This window comes from Methanomassiliicoccales archaeon (assembly GCA_036504055.1).
Taxonomy (GTDB): domain Archaea; phylum Thermoplasmatota; class Thermoplasmata; order Methanomassiliicoccales; family UBA472; genus DASXVU01.
Map to the genome: position 1 here is coordinate 1 of DASXVU010000032.1, position 23,053 is coordinate 23,053.

At 54.4% G+C, this 23,053-nt stretch carries 22 protein-coding genes; 9 read left to right on the forward strand and 13 right to left on the reverse strand.

Annotated features, from left to right (window positions below; genetic code table 11):
• Positions 1-1,188: CCA tRNA nucleotidyltransferase (gene cca, locus VGK23_07360; protein ID HEY3420353.1), on the forward strand; the 1,188-nt coding region annotated here is incomplete at its 5' end.
• Positions 1,189-1,207: 19 nt separating this feature from the next.
• On the opposite strand, the gene VGK23_07365 is transcribed toward cca, so the two are convergent.
• Positions 1,208-1,564 (reverse strand): hypothetical protein, encoded by a 357-nt coding sequence (locus tag VGK23_07365; GenBank protein ID HEY3420354.1) that lies wholly within the window; start codon positions 1,562-1,564, stop codon positions 1,208-1,210.
• A 573-nt stretch (positions 1,565-2,137) separates the two neighbouring features.
• Here VGK23_07365 and VGK23_07370 point away from each other — a divergent pair.
• The 3 genes from VGK23_07370 to VGK23_07380 all read left to right on the forward strand — a co-directional run bounded on the left by VGK23_07370 (position 2,138) and on the right by VGK23_07380 (position 6,314).
• Positions 2,138-4,114, forward strand: coding sequence for an SPFH domain-containing protein (locus tag VGK23_07370; GenBank protein HEY3420355.1), 1,977 nt, complete (start codon positions 2,138-2,140; stop codon positions 4,112-4,114).
• A gap of 216 nt (positions 4,115-4,330) precedes the next feature.
• Positions 4,331-5,272: a DNA repair and recombination protein RadA gene (radA, locus tag VGK23_07375; protein ID HEY3420356.1), complete on the forward strand. Its 942-nt coding sequence runs from the start codon at positions 4,331-4,333 to the stop codon at positions 5,270-5,272.
• A gap of 19 nt (positions 5,273-5,291) precedes the next feature.
• Positions 5,292-6,314 carry a DNA modification methylase gene (locus tag VGK23_07380; protein ID HEY3420357.1) on the forward strand — a complete coding sequence of 341 codons (1,023 nt, stop codon included), beginning with the start codon at positions 5,292-5,294 and terminating at the stop codon, positions 6,312-6,314.
• Here the strand turns inward: VGK23_07380 and VGK23_07385 are convergent.
• Entirely contained in the window at positions 6,301-7,746 is a 1,446-nt protein-coding gene (locus tag VGK23_07385; GenBank protein ID HEY3420358.1) for a site-2 protease family protein, read from the reverse strand. The two genes, VGK23_07380 and VGK23_07385, sit on opposite strands and share 14 nt — an antisense overlap.
• Before the next feature lie 414 nt (positions 7,747-8,160).
• On the opposite strand from VGK23_07385, the gene VGK23_07390 reads away from it, so the two are divergent.
• Complete coding sequence (locus VGK23_07390; protein HEY3420359.1) at positions 8,161-8,976, forward strand: UbiA family prenyltransferase; 816 nt, start codon at positions 8,161-8,163, stop codon at positions 8,974-8,976.
• Positions 8,973-9,707: a geranylgeranylglyceryl/heptaprenylglyceryl phosphate synthase gene (locus VGK23_07395; protein HEY3420360.1), complete on the forward strand. Its 735-nt coding sequence runs from the start codon at positions 8,973-8,975 to the stop codon at positions 9,705-9,707. The genes VGK23_07390 and VGK23_07395 overlap by 4 nt, the downstream gene beginning before the upstream one ends.
• A 54-nt stretch (positions 9,708-9,761) precedes the next feature.
• Here VGK23_07395 and pdxT read toward each other — a convergent pair whose 3' ends face one another.
• Positions 9,762-10,352, reverse strand: a complete 591-nt coding sequence (gene pdxT, locus VGK23_07400) for a pyridoxal 5'-phosphate synthase glutaminase subunit PdxT (GenBank protein HEY3420361.1) — start codon at positions 10,350-10,352, stop codon at positions 9,762-9,764.
• Between the two features lie 66 nt (positions 10,353-10,418).
• Complete coding sequence (locus VGK23_07405; protein ID HEY3420362.1) at positions 10,419-11,870, reverse strand: AMP-binding protein; 1,452 nt, start codon at positions 11,868-11,870, stop codon at positions 10,419-10,421.
• An 89-nt stretch (positions 11,871-11,959) separates the two neighbouring features.
• Here VGK23_07405 and VGK23_07410 point away from each other — a divergent pair, with 89 nt between their 5' ends.
• The gene (locus VGK23_07410; GenBank protein ID HEY3420363.1) at positions 11,960-12,733 is read left to right on the forward strand and encodes a DUF169 domain-containing protein; all 774 of its coding nucleotides are present in this window, start codon (positions 11,960-11,962) and stop codon (positions 12,731-12,733) included.
• Between the two features lie 112 nt (positions 12,734-12,845).
• Entirely contained in the window at positions 12,846-13,109 is a 264-nt protein-coding gene (locus VGK23_07415; protein HEY3420364.1) for a hypothetical protein, read from the forward strand.
• Between the two features lie 155 nt (positions 13,110-13,264).
• Here the strand turns inward: VGK23_07415 and VGK23_07420 are convergent, their stop codons facing one another.
• The 6 genes from VGK23_07420 to VGK23_07445 all read right to left on the reverse strand — a co-directional run bounded on the left by VGK23_07420 (position 13,265) and on the right by VGK23_07445 (position 19,212).
• Positions 13,265-14,638, reverse strand: coding sequence for a radical SAM protein (locus tag VGK23_07420; protein ID HEY3420365.1), 1,374 nt, complete (start codon positions 14,636-14,638; stop codon positions 13,265-13,267).
• A 169-nt stretch (positions 14,639-14,807) separates the two neighbouring features.
• A complete protein-coding gene (locus VGK23_07425) occupies positions 14,808-15,263 on the reverse strand; it encodes a hypothetical protein (protein HEY3420366.1) in 456 nt (151 codons plus the stop codon).
• A gap of 10 nt (positions 15,264-15,273) precedes the next feature.
• Positions 15,274-16,392 (reverse strand): uroporphyrinogen decarboxylase family protein, encoded by a 1,119-nt coding sequence (locus tag VGK23_07430; protein ID HEY3420367.1) that lies wholly within the window; start codon positions 16,390-16,392, stop codon positions 15,274-15,276.
• A gap of 245 nt (positions 16,393-16,637) precedes the next feature.
• A complete protein-coding gene (locus VGK23_07435) occupies positions 16,638-17,501 on the reverse strand; it encodes a metal ABC transporter permease (protein ID HEY3420368.1) in 864 nt (287 codons plus the stop codon).
• Positions 17,501-18,310, reverse strand: a complete 810-nt coding sequence (locus tag VGK23_07440) for a metal ABC transporter ATP-binding protein (protein HEY3420369.1) — start codon at positions 18,308-18,310, stop codon at positions 17,501-17,503. The genes VGK23_07435 and VGK23_07440 overlap by 1 nt, the downstream gene beginning before the upstream one ends.
• Complete coding sequence (locus VGK23_07445) at positions 18,310-19,212, reverse strand: zinc ABC transporter substrate-binding protein (GenBank protein ID HEY3420370.1); 903 nt, start codon at positions 19,210-19,212, stop codon at positions 18,310-18,312. The genes VGK23_07440 and VGK23_07445 overlap by 1 nt, the downstream gene beginning before the upstream one ends.
• 104 nt (positions 19,213-19,316) lie before the next feature.
• Between VGK23_07445 and VGK23_07450 the strand changes: the two genes are divergently transcribed.
• Positions 19,317-19,700: a CopG family ribbon-helix-helix protein gene (locus VGK23_07450; GenBank protein ID HEY3420371.1), complete on the forward strand. Its 384-nt coding sequence runs from the start codon at positions 19,317-19,319 to the stop codon at positions 19,698-19,700.
• Here the strand turns inward: VGK23_07450 and VGK23_07455 are convergent.
• The 3 genes from VGK23_07455 to VGK23_07465 are packed head-to-tail and all read right to left on the reverse strand — an operon-like array spanning position 19,691 to position 22,713.
• Positions 19,691-21,070 carry an MBL fold metallo-hydrolase gene (locus VGK23_07455; protein HEY3420372.1) on the reverse strand — a complete coding sequence of 460 codons (1,380 nt, stop codon included), beginning with the start codon at positions 21,068-21,070 and terminating at the stop codon, positions 19,691-19,693. The genes VGK23_07450 and VGK23_07455 overlap by 10 nt on opposite strands.
• Positions 21,071-21,115: 45 nt before the next feature.
• Positions 21,116-21,703, reverse strand: a complete 588-nt coding sequence (locus VGK23_07460; protein HEY3420373.1) for a hypothetical protein — start codon at positions 21,701-21,703, stop codon at positions 21,116-21,118.
• 50 nt (positions 21,704-21,753) lie between these two features.
• Positions 21,754-22,713, reverse strand: coding sequence for a hypothetical protein (locus VGK23_07465; GenBank protein ID HEY3420374.1), 960 nt, complete (start codon positions 22,711-22,713; stop codon positions 21,754-21,756).
• Between the last annotated feature and the right edge of the window lie 340 nt (positions 22,714-23,053).

Here is a 23,053-nt window from a genome sequence, read left to right on the forward strand (position 1 = left end):
TTAGTAGGTTCGGTCGCTAAAGACACATACCTGGGTGACCCTGATATCGATGTATTCATTCTTTTTCCGGAAGATTCTCCAAGATCGACATTGGAGAGCGTGGGACTAGCAATCGGGCACAAAGTCATTGGTGGCGAGGAAAGATATGCAGAACACCCTTACATCCACGGAAGGTTCCAAGGATTCCAGGTAGATCTGGTTCCCTGTTACAACCTGTCTAACACTTCACGTATAAAATCAGCTGTGGACAGGACTCCGTTCCACACTGATTATGTTCTATCCAACCTCCGACCCGAACAGCACGATCAAGTACGTCTGTTGAAGCAATTCATGAAAGGGGTCGGAGTCTACGGAGCTGACGCCAAGGTGTGCGGATTCTCCGGATATCTAGCCGAGCTCTTGATATTGAGATATGGAAATTTCGCCTCAACAATAGAGGCAGGTGCCAAATGGAACTCTGGAACGTTACTTTCGATGACCGGGGAACCAATGAATGCTTTCAAGTCACCTTTCGTCTTCATCGACCCGGTCGACAGAAACCGAAATGTGGCATCCGCCCTTACAGCGAATTCGTTCGCCACCTTTATCCATGCATGTCAAGAATTCACAGCGGAAAAGGATCGCCGATTCTTCTTCCCCATAACCGCCAGACCGTTCACCGTACTTCAGCTGGCCGATTCATTGGACCGATACGGGACAAAGGTCGTGGGAGTAAGGACCCAGCGCCCTGACCTGACCGATGACAATCTATATCCTCAGACCCAGAAGACCATGGAGGGGCTGGTGGGTCTTTTGGAACAACATGGATTCAATGTCATCGACCAGACATACCAGGTCGGCCAAAGGATAGTATACACAATGATGCTGGAGTCCGACGAGCTATCGGATTGCACTTTGCATATGGGCCCGCCGGTCTGGGTGGAAAATTCCACCAAATTCCTGGAACGATGGCGGAAGGAAGGGGCAAGCCTTCCATTCATCAAAGATGGACGATGGGCGGTTATGGCCAACAGAGAATACACCAAGGCCGCCGATGTTCTTCGCGACAAGTTCAAGGACGCGGCCCTGGGAAGTGCATTTCGAAAGATGGAGGAGATAGAGGTCCTCGACCACCGACAACTGCTCTCGTCTGGATTCGAAGAAATCCTCAGCAAGATGCTAGATAAGCGGTTTCCCTGGGAAAAGTGACCCGGGACTGGACCTTGGCTCACGCGAAAGGTGGGTTCAAGATCAGGATCCAGGTCCCAAGGAACAGGAAGGAGAACATGACGATGTTGCCCAACCATCCCTTCTTGTCGATCTCCTTGACATCGATCTTGAACAGCTGGTAAAAGTATTTCAGCAGATAGATGCCGACGAACAGTAGCAATAATCCGACCAGTGGGGAGATCGAATTGGTCAATCCGGCCGCGACGCCGAATATGATGCCCCATAAAAAGGACAGCAACGTGATCTTGGTTGCCCTGATGTCCTTCTCGAGAAAGTCCTTCTCGTCGAAGTCGGGAGGAACGAACTCATACTGAGGTTCTTTCTTTTCCTCCACCTTTCTCTTCTTTTGGGCCATAGAAATCCCCTAATCACGAGCCGCTAATAATATCTTTGCTTTCGAAAGGACTGGCTCTGACGCCTGGGTATATTCTCCAGCTTGAAAAAAATTGCGCATGACAGTTCGATGGTTCCTGATGCAAGCCGTTTATCGGGTCAATGAATCCCAGGCTCCTAGATGGAGGAGTAGCAATCAAAGAACACCCGCTTCGCCTCGTCTTTGCCTCCGTGTTCGTTTGGATCTCCGAGACGTCGATAAGGCTCGTCAAGACATGCAGGGGCGTTCCGTTGGATCATCATATCAAAGATCTCCCTGGATGGAAATGCACATGGTCATGCACGTTCAAAGAGCCCGACATGCATGACGGCCGAATCGTTACCCATGAGACAAATGTTACCATCCCAATAAGATCTTGATCTTAGGATCCTACGCATCTTTATCACTTGAGTGGCGCCCAATCTTGTCGAATCGTCAAACTTGGATCGTTGTTACAGCATCGCAGAAATAGAACCGGGGCATTTTTAAAATATTCGAAATCAGATGTTTTCGTCGCTCCTCAACATGAGAGCGCAGACCTAAAAGGGAGGGGGGTTGGAATTGGATTTGGTTACGATATTACTGTTAGTCGTGATAGTTGGTCTACTGGTGTTGTTCCTGATCGCCGGCCTGAAGCTGATCGGCGACTCAGAGGTTGGAATAGTCACCAAGAAGATGTTCGGAAAAATGATGCCTCAGGGCCAAGTGGTGGCCAAGTCTGGGGAGATCGGTGTCAGGGCTGACATATTGATGCCGGGGCTATATTGGAGGATCCCGATCGTCTGGAGGATAGAGAAACATCCGGTGACAGAGATCCTGCCGACAGAGGTCGGTATCGTGGAGTCGAAAGACGGTCGTTCCATCCCGAAGGGCAGGCTGCTCGGAGATGAGGTGGAATGCAACCATTTTCAAGATGCTCGCATGTTCCTCGAGAACGGCGGAATGAAGGGGCCACAGGTCAGCATCCTTAGGCCCGGCACCTATAGGATAAACACCTATGCCTTCAAGGTCGTCAAGTCCCGGTTGGTGGAAGTGCCCTCGGAGAAGATAGGGGTGGTCGTCGCCAACGACGGACTTCCTCTACCGTCGGGGTTCATAATTGCGCCTAGGCCGCTGGACAGCCCCATGCCTGGTTATCCCAATGCGAAGAACAACCAGTATTTCCAGGACGGACAGGCCTTCCTGAACAGCGCCGGATACAGAGGGCCGCAGCTGGATACGCTCCAACCGGGCCGCTATTACATCAATCCCCTTCTCTTCAGGGTTGAGATCTATAACGTATCGGAGGTCCCTCCGGGATATGTCGCCATCCTCAGGTCCAATGTCGGACTGATCCTAGAAAAGAGCGAAGGGTCGCCGATCCCTAACGTAGGAGCGGTCGGACCGGTGTCGCCGTCCCTGCCGAGCAAGCAGCTGGTGGAAATAAACCAACCGGTCCATGAGGATGTCGAATCCCTGTTGATCATGGACAAGAACATGAGGGGGATCTGGAAAGAACCCATGGCTCCAGGCAAATACAACCTGAACCCGTTGGCCTTCACGCCCTATCTGGTGCCGACGAGCGCGGTCACCATCGACTGGGCCTCGGGAGTGGACCAGAGGGCCCAGCACAATGCCCCCAACGGTATCAAGAACAGCAACGAGGAGGACGATTCCAAGGCCACGGAGTTCTTCAAGTTCTCTCAGCTGAGGGTAACATCAGTGGATGGGTTCCAGCTTGAGGTGGACGTAAGGATGATCATACGCATAAGGCCACAGAACGCTGCCTTCATCATAGCCCGTTTTGGGTCAGTGAAGAACCTCATCGAACAGATCGTCCATCCGCTGATCGACTCCTCGTTCCGTAACAAGGCGGGAGAGGAGAAGGCTATCAGCTTCATCATGAGCAGGACGGAGCTGCAACGGTCGGCACTGGAGAAGGCCCAGCGGGAGTTCGAGGTCTACCACGTAGAGGCCCAAAACCTGCTTATCGCCTACATCAAGGTGGACCAGGCTCTGCTCGATACTCAGACCAAAAGGGAGATCGCGTTGCAGCAGCAGGCCCAATATCAACAGGAGGCCCTTGCCCAAGAAAAGCGCATCGAGGTTCAGTCCAAGGCGGCCAACGCGGACAAGCAACCAGAGGTGGTGGCGGCGATGCTCTCGATCAAGATCGAGGAGGACAAGGCCGAGGCAAAGAGGAAACTGGCCGGAGGCGACAGGGACTTCAACAAGATCACTGCCGATGGTGAGAGTTACAAGCTCAAGACCGTTGCCGATGGTAATGCCTATGCACAGCGTGAGGTAGGCAGAGGCATTGCTGATGCGTACCGGGCGCAGGCGGAGGTCATAGGAAGGGAAGCCACCGCCGCCATCAAGATCATGGATGAGGTGGGAATCAACAACGTCAAGATCACTCCAGACATATTGATCTCCGGGTCAAATGGTGACTCGGGAGCGATTCCGCTGTTGTCCACATACCTCGCCCAGACGGTGACCAAGACATTGGAGACTTCCAAGAAGGAACAATCGCCGACCACTCCAAAGAACTGAGCCGGACGACCCCGATAAACCATTTCCACTCGAATTATTGATCTTTATATTCTCTGGACACATCTAATCATTGTAATATCCCTGTACCTAGACTGTATCGGATACAGTCTTACCGACCGGCGAAGTGTCTGGAAATCATGAAAGTGTCAGGTACTTTCGGACAACCCGTCATCACCCTTTTAAATAGGGGTGTCATTAGCAGAGGTAGGTGCATCAATGGCTGAGAAGAAGATAGAAGAGTTGCCTGGAGTAGGACCCGCAACTGCCGAGAAGCTGCGTGATGCCGGATATCAAGATCTTATGTCGATCGCGGTGGAGAACCCGAAGGTCCTCGCAGAGGTCTGCGAGATCGGAGAGGCGACCGCTGCGAAGATCATCGCTGCCGCAAAAGAGGCAGCAGAGGTCGGTGGATTCGAGTCCGGGGACGCGATATTGGAGAGAAGGAAGAACCTAAGAAGGCTCACCTCTTCGTCGAAAGCGTTCGACGAGCTGTTAGGAGGCGGACTTGAATCGCAGGCCATTCATGAGTTCTTTGGCGAGTTCGGGAGCGGAAAGACCCAGATGATGTTCCAACTGGCCGTCAACGCCACCATGCCAACGGAAAAGGGCGGACTGGATGGGGACGTCGTGATCATCGATACCGAGAACACCTTCCGTCCGGAGAGGATAGTCCAGATCGCCAACGCCCAGGGCGTGGATCCGATGGACACGCTACAGAAGATACACGTGGCAAGGGCCTTCAACTCATCGCACCAGATGTTGCTGGTGGAGAAGGCGGCGGAAATGGCCGTTAAAACTCCGGTCAGATTACTGATCGTCGATTCGCTGACCGCCCACTTCCGTTCCGAATACGTCGGCAGGGGAACGCTGGCAGAACGGCAGGGTCTGCTGAACAAGCATATGCATGACCTGCTCCGCTTCGGCGATGTCAGCAATGCGGTGATCGCGGTGACAAACCAGGTTGCGGCTAAACCAGATGCGTTCTTCGGAGACCCGACCAGGCCCGTAGGAGGGCATATCGTCGGTCATGCCTCTACCTTCAGGGTGTATTTGAGGAAGAGCAAGGGCGGAAAGCGTATCGCCAGGCTCATCGACTCCCCGAACCTGCCCGAAGCCGAGTGCGTCATCACCGTCTCAGAAGAAGGTATAAGGGACTGATGCTTGACCAAAGCATCCGATGACCGAACCAGAAAACTCCAATCACTCCCCCTTCCTTTTTGAGCTATCGGGGGAGCATCCCACCCTTCCATCCGCAGAGGCGCTTGCCTGCGTTGAGGCCGAATCCAGGACGTCATACAGGCTGGCCTCAGGGAACGGTTACGAGATAATTGATTTCGAAACGAGCAGCGTTTCTGCGGTTGCCGACCGGATCGCGCTCACTCATCGGATCGGAAGGTACCTAGGGGCATGCGACCTGCCAGAGCTGGAGCGGTTCCTTTCTGACCTGATGCTCCCGGAGGGCAGCATTTCGGTCAGGGCCAAACGGGTCGAGAAATCCCAATTGGACATCGAGATCCCCTGGCTGACCAGGAAATGCGGAAGCATGCTGACCAAGGGCAGAACGGTGGACCTGGAGAACCCGGACGTTCTGGTCCGGATCCTGGTCTCCGACAGACTACTTTTCTACATCTGTGATTTCGAGGTCGACCGCAAGCAGTTCGAGATCAGGAAGGTCGGGGAACGTCCCTTCTTTTCGCCCATTTCGTTACATCCTCGTTATGCCAGGACGCTAGTGAACCTCACCAGGGTAAGGAGGGGGCAGACAATCCTGGACCCATTTTGCGGTACTGGCGGAATACTGATAGAAGCATCGATCATTGGAGCGAAGGTACTGGGTTCGGACATCGCAGAGGATATGACCAGAGGATGCGTGGCAAACCTGAACCATTTCCATGCCCCTTTCGAACGGATCGACGTGTCAGATATCGGTGACATCGCCAGTGTCTTCGATGAGGTGGATGTGATAGCCACTGACCCCCCTTACGGCCGCTCCGCCAGCCTTTGGAAGGAAGGAAAATCCTCCCTGTATTCAAGAGCGATGGACGCTTTCGTGTCAACGGTGAGATCGGGAGGGAGGGTGGGGGTGGTATTTCCGGAACCGCTTGACCACCCGCGAAACGAGCTGCTGGAAACCGAATGCCACGTACAGAGAGTGCATAGGTCACTTTCACGTCACTACTTCATCTTCACGAGGAAATAGCGACGGTCAGATTGAACTGCCTCTGGAAGGATGTATGGCTCGACGCAAGGATGGGCAAGGTTCTGGAGACCGGTTGCGCAGAGGATAAGGCAGTGACCTTGACCATAACTGTGGAGTTTTCTTGGTAAGGGAGTGAATAGACCAGTTGGTTGGTCCCGTTCCCAGAGATGGCATGGTCCGTGTAGATATAGGCCGCCAGACCCTCCCAGGTCTGCAGTTCCACCGCGATCGTTTCATTGATGTTGCCAGTATTGTTTATCCAGATGTGGAAATCAGCGGTCTGGCCCGGAAGTATCGTGGCATTGTCGGCACCGTTGATATGCATCGAAAAACTGTAATCGTTTGGTTCAACATAGAGCGGTATAGGAACGAAGGTCACCATCAACATGGCGATGCCTATCGCTCCCAGGACAGTCCTTTTCCCCCCGAGCTTTGAGAGGTCGTTGAGCGGCGCCGGATGCCTTAGTCCTAGGAAAAAGATAAGGACAGCGAACAGCAACCAGCCGGAATAAACAGTGATCCCCAGCAGGAACAGGGCCGCCACGGTGACATAGCTCAAATAGCGGGAGTTGTCGCCAAGGAGCCCACGGGCTACATGTCCGCCATCCAGCTGGCCAGCGGGGAGAAGGTTTATGGCGGTCACGAAGAGGCCGACCCATCCGGCAAAAGCCAGCGGGTGCATGATAACGTTCCCGGATATGGGGAAGAACAGGGAAAGGGTATAGGAGAGCAGAGAGGCCATGGTTCCAGCAAGACCGCCGGTGCCTCCAGTGATAAAATGAGGAGACTGCTGTGTGAGCACCATGCCGACAATGAACACCGGGATGGCGACGAGCAAACCGGCTATTGGGCCGGAGATCCCTATGTCCACCAAGGCCTTGCGGTTCGGGATCGGATCGCGAATCGATATGAACGCACCAAACGTCCCCAGTGGGGGGATCGAAGGGATAAAGAACGGCAACGAAGCGGCCACTCCGTGTCTTTTTGCGGTCAGATAGTGGGCCAGTTCATGGATCCCCAATATGGTCATCAGAGGGACCGCAAAATATAACGCCCCCATGGCGAAAATTTCCAGCGTGAGATAATTGGACGCGTTTATGTATGCCGCCCATAGGAAGGCACCGGCGAGGACAGTCGTGACAAATGTCACACCGAGAAGGAATACATTGACCCATATCCCCATCTTGCTACGCTCACCCTTTCTCACCACGGTGATCGTGTATTCGCCTCCCGCTTGGGATATGAACGGAATGAACTTCTGCTCGTTCATCTCCTTCCGCAGCTTGTCAAAGTTCAATTCCAGCGTGGCCAGGTCCGGACTGATGAAGATCTGTACCGATTGGGCGCCGACCTTGACGTCATAGATCGGAAAGTACTTGCCGACCATCGCCCTGAGGAGTTCTATCTCCGCCGCCACGTCAGTGGGGACCATCAGCGCCCCTATCAGGAGCGCTCATATTAACATTTTCGTAATAACTACGCATGGACGGAAAGCGGTCTGGCTTCCTGTCTTATTGATGTAAATGGGCACCGCATTCTTCGCATTCGCCCTTATCCTTCTCGTTGTACATGCCACAGGACGGGCAGCGAACGGTCTGTGAATCTTTTCTCACGGTATATGTGGCGCTACCACATTTCCGACAGATGCGTTCTCCCGAATCGGTTACCTCACCGCACTTGATGCACTCTCTCATGAGGTAAGACTCCGACCCGATTGCATAAAAGGATTGTCTTTTTTCAAGATAGCAATAGGATCGTGAACAGACATTTCCTTAATTGGCGATGATTCCTCCAGGTCATGCCGATCATTGACAAGCCTTAATTAGACCAATCCCAATCCTGCGGCGTGAACCGGATAGTCCAGTTGTTCAGATTGGGCAACTGCCTCATGGGTATTGTCGGCCTCGTAATGAGCATCCTGATAGCCACGGGAACCTCAATAGGGAACTATTGGGCAGACATCGTACCGGCAGCCGTCGTGATCTTCTTCTTCGTGGCCGCCGGCAATTCCCTGAATGACTACATGGACCGCGAGGTGGACAAGGTGGCCCATCCGGAACGCCCTATACCCTCCGGGAGACTGAAGCCGAGTACTGCTCGGACCGTGGCGATCTATAGCTTCTCCGCCTCCCTTATAGCATCGTTCTTTCTAAGGATCGAAGCGACCGCCATCGTGGTCGTGGCAATGGCCCTGATGCTCGCCTATGAACTCAGCACGAAGAAGAAAGGATTCTCCGGAAATCTTACCATTGGGGTTCTTACTGGAATGCTGTTCGTGTTCGGCGGTTCGGTCGTTGGGATGATCGATAAGACGATCATCATCGCACTGATGGCGGGCCTGGCCACATTGGGAAGGGAGATCGTTAAGGACATCGAGGACATGGACGCGGATTTCGACCGGAACACCCTTCCCAAACGGATCGGAAAAAGAAATGCGGGATTCGCCGGAAGCGTCGCCTTCATCGTGGCGGTGGCCCTGAGCCCAGTACCCTACCTGACCTCCATGTTCGGATATGGATACCTGTTGGTGGTCCTCGCTGCCGATGCAATATTTATATACTGTTCCATTGTTCATTTCCGAAATCCGACCAGGGGTCAGCGGTTCGCTAAGTATGGCATGCTTGTCGCCCTAGTGGCCTTCCTAATAGGAGGAATCCAATGAAAGTCATAGAATATCTTCGGGAAAAGGTCAAGAAAGGAACCCTGCACATGACGTTGATCGACCCCGCCAAGCAGGAGCCGGAGCAGGCCGGAGAGATCGCCGCTTCTGCAGACCGGTTCGGTACCGACGCCATCATGGTCGGAGGTTCCACCGGCATCACCCAAGAAAACCTGGACGCCACCATACTGACCATCAAGAGCCGTACGAAACTGCCGGTCATCTATTTTCCCAGCGGGGCCCACGCGATCTCCGCCCATAGTGATGCCATATACTTTATGAGCATGCTCAACAGCCGTAACGTAAAGATGATAGTCGGAGAACAGGTGGCCGCTTCTCGGATCGTTAAGAAGCTGGGCATAGAGCCTGTCTCCATGGGCTACATCATCATCGAACCGGGAATGAAGGTCGGCGAGGTGGGAGAAGCTAACGTCGTTAAGCGGGATGACCCCCGGTCGGCCGTCTCATATGCCCTGGCGGCGGAATTCATGGGCATGCAGCTGGTCTATCTCGAGGCTGGAAGCGGGGCACCGTCACCAGTTCCCAGCGAGATCATCAGCGAGGTACGGAAGAACATCACCGTACCGTTGATCGTTGGCGGAGGCATAAGGGAACCGGCGCAGGCCGTCATGGTAAGGGAAGCCGGTGCAAACATCATCGTGACCGGCACGGTGGTCGAGAATGGCGAATACCAGGAAAAGCTGAAGGCCATTATCAAAGCGGTAAAAGGTTGAGCTGCCCATCTGGACCTGGGAAGATTTGTCGACCTTGCGTCAAGAGAATCGAAGTTAGACGATCTTCAACAGCATTTCGTGTATCCGGGTGTCATCTGACAGCTCCGGATGAAATGACAAAGCAATAAGGTTGTTCTGCTTTGCCATAACGATGCTGGAAGCATGGGTGGCCAACACCTCGCACTTGCCCCAGACCTTGGTGATCAGCGGCGCGCGTATGAACACCGCCGGGAATGGGGTGTCCATGCCGTTGATCGTCAATGGAACTTCGAAAGACTCCCTCTGCCTGCCGAAGGCGTTCCGGTCCACCGCCATGTCCATGAGCTTGAGGAGCTCGGTCTCGGTCCTCTCCACCTGTTCGTCCCCTTCCTTTGATAAGAGAACGCATCCGGCGCAGGTTCCCATGATCGGCAGCCCTTCGTTTGCCAGGTCGATGATGCGATCAAAAAGGTCGAACCGGCGCAGGAGCTTCGAGATGGTCGTGCTCTCGCCCCCCGGTAGCACAAGGCATGAGACCCCTTCCAGGTCCTTTGCCTTCCTCACTTGGACCACTTCTCCGGCGATGCCGAGGTTCGCCATGGCCGCCCTCATCGCTGCCACGTGTTCGGGTGCCGCCCCCTGGACCGATACCACTCCTGCCTTCATGTCGTCCCACCTGCCAAGAACGACGTCCTAATTAATCCTTGCTAAACTATAGTTAATTACAGCGATTCATCGATCGTACTGCCTCCGATTGTCCACCAGAGTGCGCTTGGTCGGAACGAACTCCGCGCTTACTGGCATGACCTCTATCACCAGCGGCTCCATCAGATCGTTCTCGATGCTGGACTGGACCTCCGGGATCGCCATCATCCTTTCTTCCAACTGTTTCCTGGCCCAGCTTGGATCTCCATTGAATTCGACCTTCGCCGTGAGGCGGTCGCGGAACGAAGGCCGGTCTATGATCACCTGGTGGGAGATGACCCCGTGCACGGATCCGATCGCCTCGTCAAACAGATATGGATAGACCTTTTCCCCAAACCCGAACTTGGTGGTCTGGTCGGCCCTTCCCTTCGGCTTTCCCATCTTCCCGACCGTCCGGAAACCGCAATTGCAGGGTGGCGAGATGTAGCAGCTCAGGTCATAGGACCGGTACCGAAGCAACGGGCTGCCCCTCATGTTCAGGCTGGTCCATACCAGCTCTCCTTCCTTCCGGTCCGGCAATTGGCTGCCTGAATCGATGTCGACGCATTCCACCAGATAATCCGCCTCGTCCACGTGGATCCCGTCCTGGACCGTGCATTCGATGGCCGTGGCCAGCCCCATCTCGGTCATACCGTACTGGGTCAAGGCCTTGCACCCCCAGGCAGATTCCAGCTCTTTGCGCATCGCCTCCGAGAGCGGTTCCGACGAGCATATGATGGCCTTGATCCCCAGCGACCGGAGATCATGTCTGTCCCTGGCCAACATCGTGATCCGATAGATGAAGGAGGTCAGCCCGATCATGATCCGGGTCTCGCTCTTCCGCATCGTTTCGATCTGGACGTCTATATCGATAGAGCTGCATACGACGGCGTTCAGACCGGCCACCTTGCAGGCGCTTTCCAGCATCAGGCTCGGATCCCATGAGGTTACTGCGGGGAACATGATCTGGAGCGTTTCATTCTCCTTCAACCCGGCGGTCTTCAGCGCGGCGGAGATGGCGTCCACTATGTTGAGGACATCATCCCTGGTGTAGAACAGACGCTTCTTCTGCCCGGATGTCCCTGAGGTCGTAAATGCACGCATCACCTTTGACTGGGAGACGCAGAGAAAGTGGAACGGCTCCTCGGCCAATGCCGCCGGCTCAGTGATGGGGAACTTGACCAGGTCCTCGAACTCCATGAACGAACTGGGGCTAAGTTTGTTGTCGGCAATGACCTTGTGGTAGTAGACGCTGTTCTCATCGACATAACGCATCAACTTGCGAAATTTGAACATCTGATAATGACGGAGGTCCTCCCGGCTGACCTCGTTAAGCGATGAGCGGCCCAACACTCGGCGGAACTCCCTTTCGTCCTTGACCGTCTGGCGGACCTTCATGTGGATCCATTCCTCAAGAGGGTTCTCCGTCTCGGAGTCCAAATTCCTTGAGGTCAGCCTTCTCCGGGCCATGGCGATCATTAGGGACCTGACAGGATTCACGCCCCCCAATGGCCCTACGCCCGATAATCCTTTGCGGGGGATCCATCGAACAGGTCAATATTATTAGCCCAGACGACGATGATATCTGTATGACCGGGCGGACGTGGAAGAACGTATCGGAGCTTGTGCGAAGTTCGATCAACATGAGCACCAGCCCGGTCGCAGTGTCATTGCTGAAGGATGCGGGCAGCCTTCTTGACCTGCCGAACGTGACGATGGTGACGAACACCGCCCTATGCCACATGATCGCCCGGGCAAAATATCATGAGAAGGAAGGAATACTGGGAGCCTCGGCCCAAGGCATAAAGTGCATCTGGGCTGACGCCGCGTTGGGACTGATCCGGACCCCTCAGAGGCTGGCCGACGGCGAACTGAACCGTGACTTCGTTAGGGACGCCCCGGCAGGCAGGCGATTACAGGAATCCATGTACATGCTGGGAGATTCAGAGGCAAGATACGGTTCGGTGGTGGTCTCCCCCCTGGACCTTACACCTGTGGAACCAGGCGCGATCGTCCTTTATGTCAGCCCGGCGCAGGCGTTGAGGCTGATCATCGCCTTCGCCTATGAAAATGGGGAATCGGTGGTCACCGAGATGACCGGGCAGGCATCCGTATGCTGCGCTATCGCCAAGGCAGTGGGAAAGGGCCAGGTCACGGTCGATATTCCCTGCATTGGAGACCGGGCATTCGGTCTGGCCGGAGAGAACGACATCATCGTTGCCTTTCCCCCTACAAAGATCGACCAACTCATCGACGGGCTCAGGGGCACAGAAAGGTCCGCCTCTTACCCGTTCAAGCCCTTCATGCGTTGGCCGGTAATTTTCCCACCGGAGATGGAACCCCGCCGTCCAGAGTTGGAATGAACTACGAAATGGATGTTGCCAGACATTAAATACGGGAAATCTGCTTTATCGAATGAGGATTCTAATGGTTCTGACCCCGGAAATGGCCCGAAGGGGAATTACTCCGCAATTATTGAGGACTACAAAGCAGATCACCTGCCCCAAATGCGGGAAGAACTTTAGCCTGTTCCAGTCAAGGGCCATAGCCTGCGTCGGTTGCCCTAAGTCCGGCACCAACTGCAATTACGCCCGTTGTATTCACTGCGACACCGAGTTCCCCCTGATCTCGGAAGCGAACTGGGTTGCCAATAAGACCGGGGAAAGGAACCTCTCCAACTACATGAACGGGATCGTGAACAACTACAATGCCAGCGTCGGGAAGACCAGGCATCGTTAGGCCCATGGGTCCGAGCACAGACAACCCCCGATCGGAGTGATAGACATCACTCAAATCTCAATTCTTCGAAGACCTCGGCCTTTGTCTGATTCGTCAATGGCCGGGCTTTGAATCTATGGACGATCGATCCATTCCTGAAATCAAATGGATGCCCTTCAGGGTTTCTGGGCGAACTTTGACCACATCTCATGCCGGTACAATGTCCGGCCGTCCCCTCCATTGATGTTGAACAGGCAGAACGGTATCAATTTCCCATCTGGCGTCACTGTGTGGATGCAGCAATTGCACAACCGTTCGGTCTCCACGTTCCAGGCGTCCTGGAATGCCATGGTGGAAACCGTCAGGTAGTTGGTCTTGGCCAGGTCCAGGAATGACCCCCAGGAGTTCTCACCCTTTTGTTCGTCTGGTTCGACGGTCAGCGACTCCTCGATGAACCGCCACAGGTCGGATATCTCCTTCCGTGTCTTGGTGGCGATGGTCTTGGTCTCTCGGGGCGGACCGAGCGCCCGGCTGGTAAGCGGAAAGAGCGTTCCATCCTCCATGACCACGGACATCGATTTGGCATCGCAATGGACGTTCGAGCATGACGTGGGAACGAAACAATCCGCCCGGAGCTCGCCCTTGGTCTGTTTCTCTATGGCCATCAGAAGGTCCGGTATTGTAACCCGGTCTACATCGCCAGGTTTGATCGGATAGCGGCCGAAATAACTGATCGGCTGGAAATGTATGCCCTTCACGGTCGGAACGTTCTTCTTGGCGAAGTTGACCACGTCGCCGATCTGGTCGATGTTGATGTTCGGCGAGACAACGCAGACCAGCGTGACCCCCATCCCGACCTTGGCGCAGTTCTCGATGGTCTTCAGTTTCGATTCGAGCAGGTCCTTGCCGCATGTTGCCAGGTAAACGTCTGGAGTGAGACCGTCGAAGGAGAAATATAACGAGTCAACGCCGGCTGCCTTTACCTCCTTGAGGAACTCGATGTCCTGGCCGAACCGGACACCGTTGGTGTTCACCTCGATGTGATCGATACCCATGCTCTTACCCAGGCGAACGATGTCCGGCAGGTCGTCCCTGATGGTCGGTTCCCCGCCGCTGATCTGGACGCAAATGGGATGGTCCACATAGTCGAGCATGGTCTGGTACATGCCCCTGATCGTGTCCATCGAGGGATGGAACTTGTACCTTTCGTTCGCGCTGGCAAAACAGATCGGGCATTTGAGGTTGCATCCGTTGGTGATTTCCATCACGACCAAGCAGGTATGTTGGTGATGGTCGGGACAGAGACCGCACCCTTCCGGGCACTTGCCAGTCGTCTGGACGGCGAGCCTGGACGGTCTAGACTGCTCGCAGGCGTACCGGGTCAGGTCCTTATAGTCCTGGACGCCCCGCCAGACGATGGTCCGGAACTTGCCATGCTCCGGACATTCCTTGTCCAGATAGATGACGTCGTTCTCCGCCACCTTCACCGCCGGTATGGTCTTGAGGCACTCCGGGCACAGGCTCAGGGTCTCCCCGATCTTTTCACTCATCAGATGCACCAGCTATATATTTCTTCGAAATGCCTTGCCGCCTTTACTAGTTTTCCCAGAATGTCCAGGAACGTTGGAAAGGAACTAACTGGACATCGCCGTGGCTCTGCCCGATGATTGGAAAAAAAGAAATTATCTTGGCCGTTCTTCGCGGCCAGTTTGGGTTTATTCAAGCGCGCTTCTTCTCGAACAGACCTTCCGCCGCGGCCAGGGTCTTTACTGCGAGGTACTCCTCGACCATGGTGGTCTTGCACTTCGGGCAGACCAGCGCCGGACCCGACCGGTTGACGGTCATGTAGGTGATGTTCACTTGCCCCTGGTGGACAGACTCGTTGCAGTGGGCGCAGATCCATTCAGACTTGTCGCCGATGCTCTGCACGTCGCCCAGGACCATCCGGTGCGAGTATGCCGTCTTGACCGTCGCGGACTTCTTCAGGATCCCGCTCTCCATGTCATAGAGGGCATAGATGGTAACGTCCCCGATCATCTTCTTGCCGAGGTTGTCGTCGCCCTTCTTGAACTTCACACCCGAGGATTCAGCGGTCTTTATCACGTCCTCGACGTCCGCCTCCTTTATCCCCCGCTTGCCCAGCACTTCCTTGATTGCTTCAGTTTTGACTTCCATTTTAGTCACCTCACCATGTTCCGTAGGTACCGAAGTCCTGGGCGGCCTTCACCAGTGCTCTCATGTTTCCGGGCAGCGTGTACGGGGGCGTCTCGCAAGAGGTACCTAGGATGTATCCCTTCTTGGAGTCGCGACCCGCGAGTAGCTGGTCCTTCGCCTGGTCATATACGGCCTTCGGGTTCGGGTTGATCATCAGCTTGGTATCGACAGAGCCCATGCAGGTCGAGACGCTCTCGAACTCGCTCTTCAGCTTGGCGGATGGGAACGGGTTCCTTCCATCATACCCTATGTGGGTAACGGTGAACGGAGACCAGACAACCGATTCCTTGAAGAGTTTGTGGTCGGTCGTGTGGTTACCGCATAGGTGATAGAACACCTGCGGGCCGGCTCCCTTTCTGAAGGCCCCGTCCACGAACATCTTCATGTTGTCGAAGGAGTATTTCTTGACCGCTTCGTCCGAGAAGATATCGTTGTTGCCCAAGACGGACCCAACGATCAGCATGGCCATTCCGTACGTGTCGGCCAGTCCCTCAGCGCCATTGATGGCTGTCTGGGTATAGTTCTTGACCAACTTCATGGCCGCTTCCTCTTCGGTGAACGTCCACATGATGAAGTTCTCGACACCAACGAGTTCTGCGGCCGCACCCACCAGGTCGAAACCGTATGAGATAGGGACCAGGGTCTGAGGTAGGTTCTTCTGAACATATCCATAGATCCTCTTGAACATCGGCTGGGTCCAGCCCTTCTCCAGCTCCTCCTTGTCCGGGATGTGCATCTTGTCGACGTCGCCCGGTTCAGAGTAGATCGGTCCGGTGGAGATTGGCGGCAGCGTGTCCTTATACTCGAGCTTCAGCCCGAGTTCGGTGACCCACGGAAGAGAGAAGAACCAGTGCGTCACAGGCAAGAGGTCGTACATCTCATTCGCGTACCCGACACAGTGTATTCCCAATTCCGGCTTCTCATAGAAGTCCCTGATCGTATAACCGCACGTTACTGCAGCGTGCGACAGTATGATCGCGTCTACATCGATCCTGTCGTGCGGTTTGTCGACGAAGGGACTTGCGAATCTCTTTGTGGCGTTTCCCGCCCAATTCATGTTCCATGGTGGAAATAGCTCTTCATAGCCCATTGAAATCCCCGTGTGTTGTAACTGGTTTTGAGGATATTTAATGATTATCGTGTTTTTACCGCAACAATGTTCCAAAAAATGGCCTTTAGCCCTGTTAATATTGAACATTGTTGCTCAATTCCTGAAAATAGTGTATATATGTTTCATCTTTATGAAAAATCGTTGCTACCGAATTTGATAACATGATTCCAAATAAACGATTGAAGAAGGTTTAGACCAGGTCGAAAATAAGAATCCTAATGGAATCAGTCATCGCAGGAATCGACCTCGATCCGAGGGGCTGATTTATAGAAAAAGCGCTTTAGGAGCACGGTCAACCCGAATATGATCACACTGATCAGGACGATAGCCCCGCCAGCTGCGACATCGTAGAAGAAAGATATCAACAGTCCGTCTATGACCGCAACGATGCTGAAGATCACCCCTCCGACCATGGTTCCCTTGAACGATCGGGACAGCTGCATGGATGAGGCCGCCGGGATAATGATAAGGGCGGAAATAAGCAACGATCCGACGATCTTGATGGAAATGACCACGGTCAAGGCCACGACGACGTTGAAGATCAGGTCCATCTTGGCGACCGGTACCCCTGCCAGGCGAGCCCCAGGTTCATCAAAGGTCATGTGGAGGAGCTCTTTGTAGAACAGGAGGGAAAAGCCTAGCACCACCGCCGCCAGGAACAGGACGAAGACCAGGTCGCTCTCGGACACGGTCAATATCGAACCGAACAGGTAGCCGAACAGATCGACGTTGAACCCGCCTGCAAGGCTTGCAAGCACCGCGCCCAATGCCAATCCCAGGGAGAAAAGAATGCCGATGGCCGTCTCGGAGTACACTATCTTCCTCCTCTGGAGCAGTGATATCGCAACCGTACCGAACAGGGCGAAGACCAGGGCCATGTACAATGGATATATGGAAAAGAAGAGACCGGCGGCTATTCCCCCGAACGCCAGATGAGATATCCCTTCGCCGATCAGCGATTGACGCCTGAGGACGATGAACACTCCCAGAACCGAGCAGAGCACGGCAGCGCATATTCCGCCGATAAGCGCCCGCTGAAAGAATCCTTGGCTGAGCATCCAGGTGAAATCGCTGAAGTCGAGCATCATCAAGCCCCCTTGATCGGGATCGGATGGTCGATATCGCATTCATGGTGGTCATGATGGAACATGAACGTGAAGTGCGGCCCGTACGCCTGGCGGAGCATCGTGGTCGGGTCCTCTCCCTCCACTATGTCCTCGAAGTACACCTTACGGTTGACGACCGCTAGTTTGTTGGCCTGGCATAGAACGCCGGACAGGTCGTGGGAAACGGTGAGCAGGGTTATGTCCATCTCTTTCCGCAGGTCCCGGATCATCCGTACGAATTTGTCCTGTATGCAGACATCCAGGCCGGTCGTTGCCTCATCAAGCACAAGCAGGTCCGGCCTCTTCACCAATGCCTTGGCGATGAAGATCCGCTGCTTCTGACCCCCAGAGAGCTGGGATATCTTCCTCTTCTTGTAGGGTTCCAGTCCAACCAGATGTATTGCGTTTTCCACCGCCTTCTTATCGTCCTTGGTAAGACGGCGGCCCAGCCGGCTTCTTCTGATGCAGCCCAGGGACACGATCTCCTCTACGGTGGCCGGGAATATCGGGTCGAACTGGATCGCGGTCTGTGCCACATACCCGATGCGTTCGAACGAATGGAAGCTGTGAACGTCCTCTCCGAAAAGCGATATCGTCCCATGCGCGATCGGTGTATTGCCAAGAATGGCATTCAACAGAGTTGTCTTACCGCCTCCGTTGGGGCCGACGATGCCGACTACGTCGCCCTTCTTGACCTTCATGGAGACGTTCTCCAGTATGACATTGTTCCCGTACTTCACTGACACATCCTCGAGCTCGACCACGCTATCGGTCAAATGTTCAATTGGCATTATCTAACCTCCAAACCGATCTGCAAAGCAGCTAGGTTTGTGTACATTATCTGGAAATAGTCCATGTGGGCATGGGCTCCGCTCCGTCCGTGCAGCGCATCGAGTATGAGCACCGTGCAATGGGTCTCGGAGGCTATGGTCTGAATGACCGCGTCGTTGTATATCGGTTCAGCGAAAACGTAATGGAGCCCCATGGTCTGGACGTCCTGCACCAGATTGGCAATGTCCTTGGCACTGGGTTGGGCATCGGCGCTTATGCCGACCGCCCCATGGTCTACGAGCCCGTATCTCTTTGCCAGATAGTTGAACCCCTCATGCGTGGTGATGAAGTCGTTCTTGGTCCGGTTCTGCAGGCCCAAGACATAATCCTGTTTTAGCTTGTCCAACCTGTTATTGAGGTCGACGGCGTTGGCCTGGTAGAATGTGGCATTGGCAGGGTCATTGGACTCCAGTGAATGAGCGATTTCTTCGACCTGGATCTTGGCGTCGATGGGGTCCATCCAGAAATGGGGGTCTGCTTGCCCGGTCTGATTGACACCCGCGCTGGTATCCACCACGCTGGCCCCTGTCTTCAGATTTGGCAGGAAGGAGGCCAGCCAAGGCTCGAATCCCCCGCCGTTATAGATGAAAACGTCTGCGTTATGGATTTTGAAGATGTCACTCGCTTTAGGTTCCCAGGAATGCGGCTCCGCATTGTCAGGGATGAGCATCAGCAGATCGATCCGGTCCTTGCCGACTTGGTCGGCGAAATAATACAGAGGGTAGAAGCTGGCCACGACCTCGAGCTTGCCCGTGCTTGTGTAACCGGCAGTGGTGGTGAAGACTACGAATGATCCGGCCAGCACCAATAGTGAGGCCATTGTGATCGCGACCACGCCACGATATTCTTCCGGTATACCCATGTCCACCAATGAATGCAATAATTATTATTAAATATGAACTTTCCTATTAACAATGTCGTAAACTGTTTAAATAATCTTAACAATAATACCGGCAGAGTGAACGAATGGTCGTTATCAGCATTTCCCTCAACGAACAGAACGTGAAGGACCTCGACGCCATCCAGAAGGAGCTTGGCTTCTCCGGGCGATCGGAAGCGGTAAGGACAGCGTTGAGAACGCTGGTGGCCGAGCGAAACGAACGGAAGAAAATGGTAGGCCATGTTGACGGTGCCTTGATCATAGTCACAGAGATGGGCTCTTCGGAATCCATCGATGAGATCTACCATAAGAACCAGGAAATGATCAAGACCCACATCCACAACCATGTCGGAGGGGACCGTTGCATGAACCTGCTCATGATCGAGGGAGAGGCTTCGCGGGTCAACAGGATCCTGGACCAGCTGGAACGGCTGGAGGGCGTGAGCTATCTCAAGTTCATTCAATCCTGAGCCGGTTCCACCATCGGATATCCGAGCGCCTTCCAAGCATTTGTGCCGCCCAGCATGTTCCATACGTCGGAGTAACCGTTCTTGAGCAACAACCCGGCCCCCATGCTTCCGCGATAGCCGGAAGAGCAATAGATGACGACCGGCTTGTCACGAGGTATCGCGTTCAGCTGGGACTCGACCGACCCGATGTGGATGATCTTGGAGTTCGCGATCACCCCAGACCGCAGCTCATGGATGTTCCTCACGTCCACCAGAACGATATCCTTTCCGGATTCGATCCATCCCTTGACCTGGGTCGGAGTGGTCATATGGGTCATGGCGACCGGAGCCCCCGCCCGGCACCACATGTCCATCCCCACCCGGAGGTACCCGGGAATGTCATCGTACCCGATCCTGACCAATGACTGCACAGCCTCCGTCAGCTGGCTTCTGTTCTCGACCACCAGCAGGATCGGCCTTGTATAATCGAGATAGTAACCGCCGTATTGGGACAGGCCATCCAGCCATATGTTCAGTGCACCTGCTATATGCGCCCCTCCGAACGAGTGCGGCATCCTGATATCGAGAATGGTCATGTTCCCCTTCATGACCGTACGGAAGTCCGACACCGGCATGGGTCTAGGCGATGGCAGTCTCCCCAGCAACGGCGGACCATTGAGGTTGATCTCCTCCATCTTCGTGAAATAGGGGGGCTTCTCGATCCTTTCCTTCATCTTCGCTGAGACGAACTGCTCCCTGGTCAGCGACAGCATCTGGTTGCTTTCCAGCTCGATCCCGATGGTGGTATCTTCCCGTTCAGAGATGTTCCCTCCGCAGACCGATCCGGCACCATGAGCGGGATGGACGATCACTCCCATGCCCAGAGGGAGGATCTTTTCGAAAAGGGAATCATAGAGCATTCCGGACAGTTCCTCCCGATGATCCTCACCGGCAAGGTCGGTGCGCCCCACATCCCCGACGAAGAGCGCGTCACCGGTAAACACCATGACCGGTTCATCTCCGGTCGTCAGGTCAGTAAGAGAAAAACAGTAGTGCTCATAGGTATGGCCGGGTGTGGCGATCGCCTTGATCCGGACGTCCCCCAGGGTGAATTCCTGACCGTCGTGCAGGTTTCGACCGTAGTTGAACGGTAGAGCCTCGCCATGGAATATCTCGGCCCCGGTCATGCTGGCCAGTTCGACCGATCCGACCGCATAATCTTCATTGCGGTGCGTTTCGAGGATAAAGCGGATGCGCACCTCCTTCTCCTTCGCCATTCGCACATAAACTTCGCAATCACGGCGGGGATCGATGACACAGGCCTCGGTACCTGATCCGACAAAATAGGATATGTGGGCCAAACCTTCGGACTTCACCTTGTCAACGAACATGTGATCGGTCCTCAGAGGAGAGCGCTTGCCTAAAAATGGTTCCGCTCATCGCACCAGGACCGGGCCGCCCGTCCTGTCTAGTTCCTTGATCCCCTCTTCGAGCATCTTCAACGCATCCTGGTCCCAGTTATCGGGATTGAACAGGACAACGATCCCCTTGAAAGACTGGTAGGAGCCTGAGTTCACGATGGTATCGCTGTTGGTCACCAGAACCGATACGAACCTGACGTCCGGCTCGGCAAACCTCTGCTCATAGTAATCGCGATAGCCGTTTACCTGGGTGAAGAAGGTGCCCATCTTGGTGCCTTCCGACTTTTCGTTGATCTGCTTGGTTTCGGTGACAATGACCAGACCATCTCGGAAGATGACCATGTCCGGCGTGTGCATGTCCAGCTCGTCCGGCCCGCCTCCGAGGAAGGGATTGATGTCGACATACCATTTGCGGTCCAGCAGGTCAAGTTCGAACTTTTTCCTGACCAGGGCCTCATAGACCCTAGATCTGGGCTGGATCATCTTGGATTCCTTCTCGTCCTTTGGATCGAGCTGGCTTGGATAGGCCGAGTAACGTGACTTCAGCTCCTCTATGGCCCCTCGCAATAACTTTTCCTCCATCCTGCGGATCGTCAGCGCCATTGATTCATCCCTCGGGTCATTCAAAGAAAAATCGCGGAAGCGGTTTGATCTTAGGCGTTGGAGGGAACGCTCAATGCGTTCACCTCGACGCCGCCGACGTTCGTCCTCAGGCTGACGGCAAAGTTGCCGGCCGATGGATAGTTCGTCGATGTCAACGCGTTGTCAGCACCCACGAAACCGACCTTGCTCCCGACATGCACCCCGCCCAGTTCCGTCTTTGAGTCAATGGAGGCGCTGACGTTGCCCCTGATGCCGATATTGAGCGCTACCCCACCGGTGGTGGCGGTACCGTTCAGGGTCACCGTCCTGTTCATCGAAGTGGTCTGATTGAGCTGCAGTTCAACCCTTCCGGTCTTGGTCGAGGCTACGACCTTGATGTCCTGGCTGACCTGAGGGTTCTGCCAATCGAGGATAGAGGCGCCAACGTTCGTGGAAAGGGTTATGTCCCCGTTGAGCGACACCCCGGGATTGATCTTCAGGGTGACCGCTCCGGTCTTTGCGCTGAGACTGACCTTGTCGAAGGCGGTGGCGTTTGTGCTGTTAACCAGAACGCTTCCGGCGGAAGTGGAAAGATCCAGTTTGGAGCGCATCGAGTTGTCTATCTTGACGTCGCAACGGAGGTTGAGGTTGGATGCACCAAGGAGCCGGTCCTTGACGTTCACCGATGCATTGACCAAAGCCGTGTCAGACGATGTGCTTTGAACGAAATCAAGGGATATCGTGTTAGGATCCATCAAGAAACCGACCGATCCTTTGGCGGTCACATGCAAATTGAGAGCCTGACCGCTTAGGTTAGCATAGCTAACCCTTACTTCGCCAACATCGGCATTCAATTTCAGACTGAGTTTGTTCACACCGGCCGATGAGGACACACTCTTGGTCTCATCGAAATTGACCGCCTTTACCGGAAGGAACAAAACGGCGGCGAACGCCAATACCACCACTAGAACCACTATCAACACGATGACCGCAATTGCGAAACTACCCTTTCTGTCAGAAATCCTAATCACTTGCTTACCCCCATGACTTGAACGGCCATCTCAGGGCCTGTCCAGACCACACTGGAAACAAAATGGAATATCTAATATTAAATCAGTGGCCATCATCATAGACTCGATGCTTACCGATGCACATGGGACGAAGGGGGTTCAACACCCCTAATGCCTTGAATTGCAGCATCCGTTCCGGCCACATCCCAAATCATCCGTACCCCAAAGGTGCTCCTCTGGGGATATGTAAAGTGCCAGGGTAAGGGACGAGATCAGTAAAACGACCGCAATAATATATGGGAGGAATGTAAAATTGAATATCTTGACTTCATTGATGATCCCGAGCCCTGGAACTTGAGTC